We start from the raw sequence: 4,695 nt of genomic DNA, 5'->3' as shown, positions 1-4,695 counted from the left end.
TGCTGTTACCCGCTGATAGCTACGCGCTCGCACTCAATCTTTCCAGGAAGAGGAAGCGGCGCATGTTGTAGACGATATTGGCCAGCCCGATCCTCATGGCGGCTCGCGTTATGCCGACGGTTCGAACGAACAGCCCCGTCTGTGACTTCTGATCGGCAAAGACATGCTCGACACGCGAGCGGATGACCGACTTTCCAGCATTCGATTTCTGGACATGCCGGGGCATAGGTTTGAGATGCGTCTTTTTTCTGTGAACCTTCGAGACAAAGCCCTGCTTTTCCATAAAGTCTTCGTTGGCTTTGGAGCGGTAGGCTGTGTCAGCCCATACCGTTGAGGCCGTATTGGTTTTATCCAGTAGCCCTTCTCTCAACCGCGCACCATCACTGGCGGCGGCATCCGTTGTCTTCCATTTTCGGATGAACCGGAATTTCCGATCGATGGAAATGTGCGATTTATAGCCAGAGAACGGGATGGCGAGATCGCTGGATGGCATGGTTCCATCATCCTGCCGCTTTGCCTTCGTGAACTTCAGCGTCCATCGTGCATGCCTGTCCTTGTGTGACAGTTTGGATGGCTTGTCCTGCCAGTCTTCAGGAATACAGCCTGCCCGGAGATCGGCTTTCTCTGCGTTGGTGTTCCGCTGCTTTGGAGCAGCGACCAGCGTGGCATCCAGGATCTGGCCTGACATCGGCAGATAACCAGCGCTGCGCAGGGTCGCATCAAAGCGGTTGAACAGGCCCTCGATCGCTCCCGCCTGGGTCAGGCGTTCACGAAACAGCCAGACCGTTTTGGCATCAGGCACCCGATCTGAAAGCGCCAGGCCAAGGAAACGCATAAAGGAGAGGCGGTCGTTGATCAGATATTCTGTCCGCTCATCAGACAGATTGTTGAGCGTCTGGATCACCAGGATCTTGAACATCAGCACCGGATCAAATGGCGGTCGCCCGCCCTTGCTTCCGTCGGAATAGGCCAGTGCCTTCTCCAGATCAGGGCGGAACACCTCAAAATCCACAGTCCGGGAAAACGCTTCGAGCTGATCACCAAGCCCGCTTAACCGGGCCAGCCGCTCTTCAACATCAAAGAAACCAGCCTGCTTCATGATCCATACCCCAATCAACTCGGGGAATTGGAATCACAAAGGGAGCCTCAAAACCAGGGGGTTTTTCGAACCCTCCATCTGGTCAGCCCGGAGTGATCGTGATCCTGCCGCAGTATGGCTGCGCGATGCGGTCGCATCAGTATTGGATAGTCATGTAAGATCAGATTTTTAATAGATGCTCAAAATAGCTAAGACAGATAAATCTCTCCAGAAAGAGATAGGCTGTCATAGCTTCCCCAAAGCACGAGGATTCATGACGACTTACATCAGAAGAAATTCTGATTATAGAGAAAGATGGGCAGCCATCTTTGTATGAACGTCAAATTTTCACCAATTTGATTGCGCGCTCAGGACATGCTTTCACACACAAACCACAAGCACGGCATTGATCAGCATGCGGGGTATAGGCGACCATCCCTCCGTGGACATAGCTCTTGATTTTGCCCACAAGTGAAAGATCGCGATAATCGGACGGATCGATCTTGCGCACTTCAAACACATCGTAAGGACACACGGCGACGCAGGCGTCTTTTCCCTCACAGCGATTAAAGTCTACAACCGGCATGACCCGTCCTGTTTGGCCGTCTTTCAGACATTTAGGTGTGGTCATCGCTTTATTCCCTGACCCGCTCATTTCGCGCCCTGTTGTAAATGCCGACTTTGCCGCAGTTCCTGCGCGAACATCTCGAGCGTAGTTGTGGGCTTGCCCAGTTCCTGCCAGGTTTTTTCGGCATAGAACGGATCTTCGTGATCCCCGAAATACGCAAACAAATGCGCGACGAACTTCATTTTCGGATTAAAAAGACCGATCATCCGCATGATCCAAAGTGGAGCCACGCGAATTTTGAGTGTCGGATCGTAATTTCGGACAAACCGCTCCAGCGCCTGTCTGACGGAGATCGCTTCCGGCCCCTGTACGGGGCAATGTACAGGCATTGCCTCAGGATTCTGAAACGCCTCAATCACCCAGCGCGCATAATCGGCGGAGCTGATCCACCAGATTTTGATGTGTGTATTCCCGATCCACTGGAGCGCTCGACCGCTGATCATATTTGGGAGCAGGTCCATGAAATGGGTCGGCGCGAAAAACGTATGACGAATACCGGAATCCGCGATGATTTTGTGCCCTTCCATCCGAATAATATTGGGCACGATGTTATGTCTGATAGTGTTGAGCGCGGGAGGATAGGCCCCCAGAGCACCGATTTTAGCAATATACTTAATATTCAACCCTTTGATGGCGCTCATCAAGTTCCGCACACCCTCCCTCTCTTCGTAGAAGGGAAGCGTCAAATCCGCCGTGTCGGTCGCAAGGTTGAGATAGAGCGCATCCACCCCGTCGAGCGCCTTGTGCAACCCCGCAATGTCCCGCAGATCTGCCTGGGCGATTTCGACATTAGGCGGCAGTATCCTCCGGGCCTTGTCCGGCGAACGGACGATTGCCCTCACCTGAAAATGTTTCGCCAGTTCCGTTGCAACTGGCGCGCCAAGCCGCCCCGTTGCGCCGATGACGCCTATAGTCCTGATCGATTCCATCATATTTTCTGATCCATTGATATAATGATCATCTTGAGTTTCTTCGGGTCGTAATGCCGGTCTATGACGGCGTTCTGGAGCCCGAGCCCGCGCAACAGAAACCGGATAGTGTTTTCGACCAGCTTGTCTCGTGTGATGCCGTATTCAACGACCGTGATGTCGGGCAGGCTGATGAGATGCAAAGTATTCGCTAGATGATGGACGAACCATATCTCTGCATGACCGATATGAATGCCAGATTCGACGTCTCCCGCGTCTTGAGCCGCCCTGAATGATTGAGAAAAAGCGCTGACCCACGGCTTTACATGCTGGTCGAGGAACGCCTTTGCGAACTGGCCATCGCCAAGCAGGCTGGCCGTCACAAGGCGTTTGGTGTCTTCGTGAGATTGCGCATCGCCAATTCCGGGAAACACCGCGTGTACGAGTATGGCAACACCCATGACCAATGTTTCAGTCGAAGGCGTCGCCTCGGCGAGAATACGGCTGCCAACTGCATTCGCTTCAACGCAGTGGGTTTCAAGCGCCGCATAAAGCACGTCCTTGCTGGTAAAGTGCCGATAAAGCAAAGCTTCGGAAACACCAGCGGCTCTGGCGATTTCCTTGGTCGTCGCACCGTCCCGCCCAAGCCGGGCGAAAATGGGAGCTGCAGCGGACAAGATGGCCTGCTTGCGATCAGTCGCGGACAGTCTGGAACGGCGTGAGGTCGGCATGGGTTCTCCTTACGAAAGTAAGGTAAGTGAACGCTCACTTATATTCAAGCGCTTATTTCATTTTGCCGTATAAGATCAGGCTCGGACGGACATCGACGGCTTGAGAGCCTGTTTGGAAAATCTGGAGGGATCGAAGATCCGTTGATTGATGGTTCTTTGGGGCTTTTTCCTGTGAACTTTCGAGACAAATCCCTGCTTTTCCATGAAGTCCTCATTGGCTTTTGAGCGGTAGGGCGTGTCTCCCTCCGCCATTCCCTCAGTCAGAACCGGACGAATGGAATCACAGAGCTGGCTTCAAAACCAGGAGGTTTTTCGAAGCCTCCAGATCCTGATTGGATATTGTCTCAGCCAAGCAGCCCGTACGACCACCGACAAATCAAAAGAATGGATCAAACTGGCGGAGGCAGCTGAATGTAACGACGATATGGTCGAAATCGTAATCCGCTTCGGATCATCAGCCGAAGATCTCGATGTCAAACCAGACTCTACTGAGAAAGTGCGTCGCCAAGTGAACGGTCGATTGAAACGGCTGGAGAGCTTCATTCTCCTCGCGGAGGGAGTCGCCAGTAAGTGGCGAGAGGAGCTGCAGTCTCTCTCTTCATCCGCGCTGGAGAATTAACTGAACCACACCGGGATTGGCGGTGACGTCCGTTTTCATTTGATTATGTCGCAAAGCCGACCTTCTGCTGTCCCCCCCTGGTCTGCCTGTCCGCTCAGTGATGCATGAGCAGACAGGCTGCTATCGCCTCTCTCCAGACATGGAAGCGGTTGTCACAGTTACCCGAAAGCCGACACGCCCTAGGTGTTTAGTCCCGTGTTTTGATGGGTTGGATTGATGATGAATATTTCTGGCTCTGAAGTCCAGATTTTGCAGACGTATTCGTAAGGGGTGAGGCCGTTCAGAGTCTTGAGTCTTCGCCCGAAATTATAGGCTGCCATGAAGTCATTGAGGTGTGTCCTCAACTGCTCGTGGCTGTCGTAATGGAAGCGTTTGACGGTTGCTTCCTTGATTGTCCGGTTCATCCGTTCAACCTGACCGTTCGTCCAGGGATGGTTGGGTTTTGTCAGACGGTGTTCGATCCCGTGAGCTTCGCAGATCATGTCGAAGCGCATGGGGCGAGACCAGGCCGTATTGCGGTTGCGGGGCTGATCAGCGAACTGGATGCCGTTATCGGTCAGAATGGTATGGATCCGATAAGGAATGATGCTCAGGAGATATTCGAGGAATTCCCAGGCAGTCTTCCGATCGGCTTTCTCAACCAGTTGTGTGACAGCGAATTTGCTGGTCCGATCGATGGCGACGAAGAGATACAGCTTGCCTTCAGCAGTCTGGACCTCGGCAATATCGAT

6 protein-coding genes are annotated in these 4,695 nt (G+C 53.0%); 1 reads left to right on the top strand and 5 read right to left on the bottom strand.

Annotated elements, in window-relative coordinates; all coding sequences use genetic code 11:
* Positions 1-19 precede the first annotated feature (19 nt).
* From GSP01_RS14360 to GSP01_RS14345, 4 genes are all read right to left on the bottom strand, one after another.
* Positions 20-1,102, bottom strand: a complete 1,083-nt coding sequence (locus GSP01_RS14360; RefSeq protein ID WP_167495580.1) for an IS5 family transposase — start codon at positions 1,100-1,102, stop codon at positions 20-22.
* Between the two features lie 316 nt (positions 1,103-1,418).
* Positions 1,419-1,709 carry a 4Fe-4S dicluster domain-containing protein gene (locus GSP01_RS14355; protein ID WP_141354628.1) on the bottom strand — a complete coding sequence of 97 codons (291 nt, stop codon included), beginning with the start codon at positions 1,707-1,709 and terminating at the stop codon, positions 1,419-1,421.
* A gap of 20 nt (positions 1,710-1,729) precedes the next feature.
* Complete coding sequence (locus GSP01_RS14350) at positions 1,730-2,638, bottom strand: SDR family oxidoreductase (protein ID WP_141354626.1); 909 nt, start codon at positions 2,636-2,638, stop codon at positions 1,730-1,732.
* Positions 2,635-3,345, bottom strand: a complete 711-nt coding sequence (locus GSP01_RS14345; RefSeq protein ID WP_141354624.1) for a TetR/AcrR family transcriptional regulator — start codon at positions 3,343-3,345, stop codon at positions 2,635-2,637. Before GSP01_RS14345 ends, GSP01_RS14350 begins: the two co-directional genes overlap by 4 nt.
* A 274-nt stretch (positions 3,346-3,619) precedes the next feature.
* Here GSP01_RS14345 and GSP01_RS14340 point away from each other — a divergent pair, with 274 nt between their 5' ends.
* Complete coding sequence (locus GSP01_RS14340) at positions 3,620-3,964, top strand: hypothetical protein (RefSeq protein ID WP_141354622.1); 345 nt, start codon at positions 3,620-3,622, stop codon at positions 3,962-3,964.
* A gap of 179 nt (positions 3,965-4,143) precedes the next feature.
* On the opposite strand, the gene GSP01_RS14335 is transcribed toward GSP01_RS14340, so the two are convergent.
* On the bottom strand, positions 4,144-4,695 hold a 552-nt coding region (locus tag GSP01_RS14335; RefSeq protein WP_141354620.1), incomplete at its 5' end, for a DDE-type integrase/transposase/recombinase.

The organism is Gluconobacter sphaericus NBRC 12467 (assembly GCF_006539125.1).
In the GTDB taxonomy this organism is placed as follows: Bacteria; Pseudomonadota; Alphaproteobacteria; order Acetobacterales; family Acetobacteraceae; genus Gluconobacter; species Gluconobacter sphaericus.
This window is presented reverse-complemented; position numbering and strand designations above follow the sequence as displayed.

Excerpts from the sequence above, each read along its gene's own strand:
- GSP01_RS14355 (WP_141354628.1), bottom strand. The coding sequence starts at position 1,709 with ATGACCACACCTAAATGTCTGAAAGACGGCCAAACAGGACGGGTCATG.
- GSP01_RS14350 (WP_141354626.1), bottom strand. The coding sequence starts at position 2,638 with ATGATGGAATCGATCAGGACTATAGGCGTCATCGGCGCAACGGGGCGG.
- GSP01_RS14345 (WP_141354624.1), bottom strand. The coding sequence starts at position 3,345 with ATGCCGACCTCACGCCGTTCCAGACTGTCCGCGACTGATCGCAAGCAG.
- GSP01_RS14340 (WP_141354622.1), top strand. The coding sequence starts at position 3,620 with ATGGAATCACAGAGCTGGCTTCAAAACCAGGAGGTTTTTCGAAGCCTC.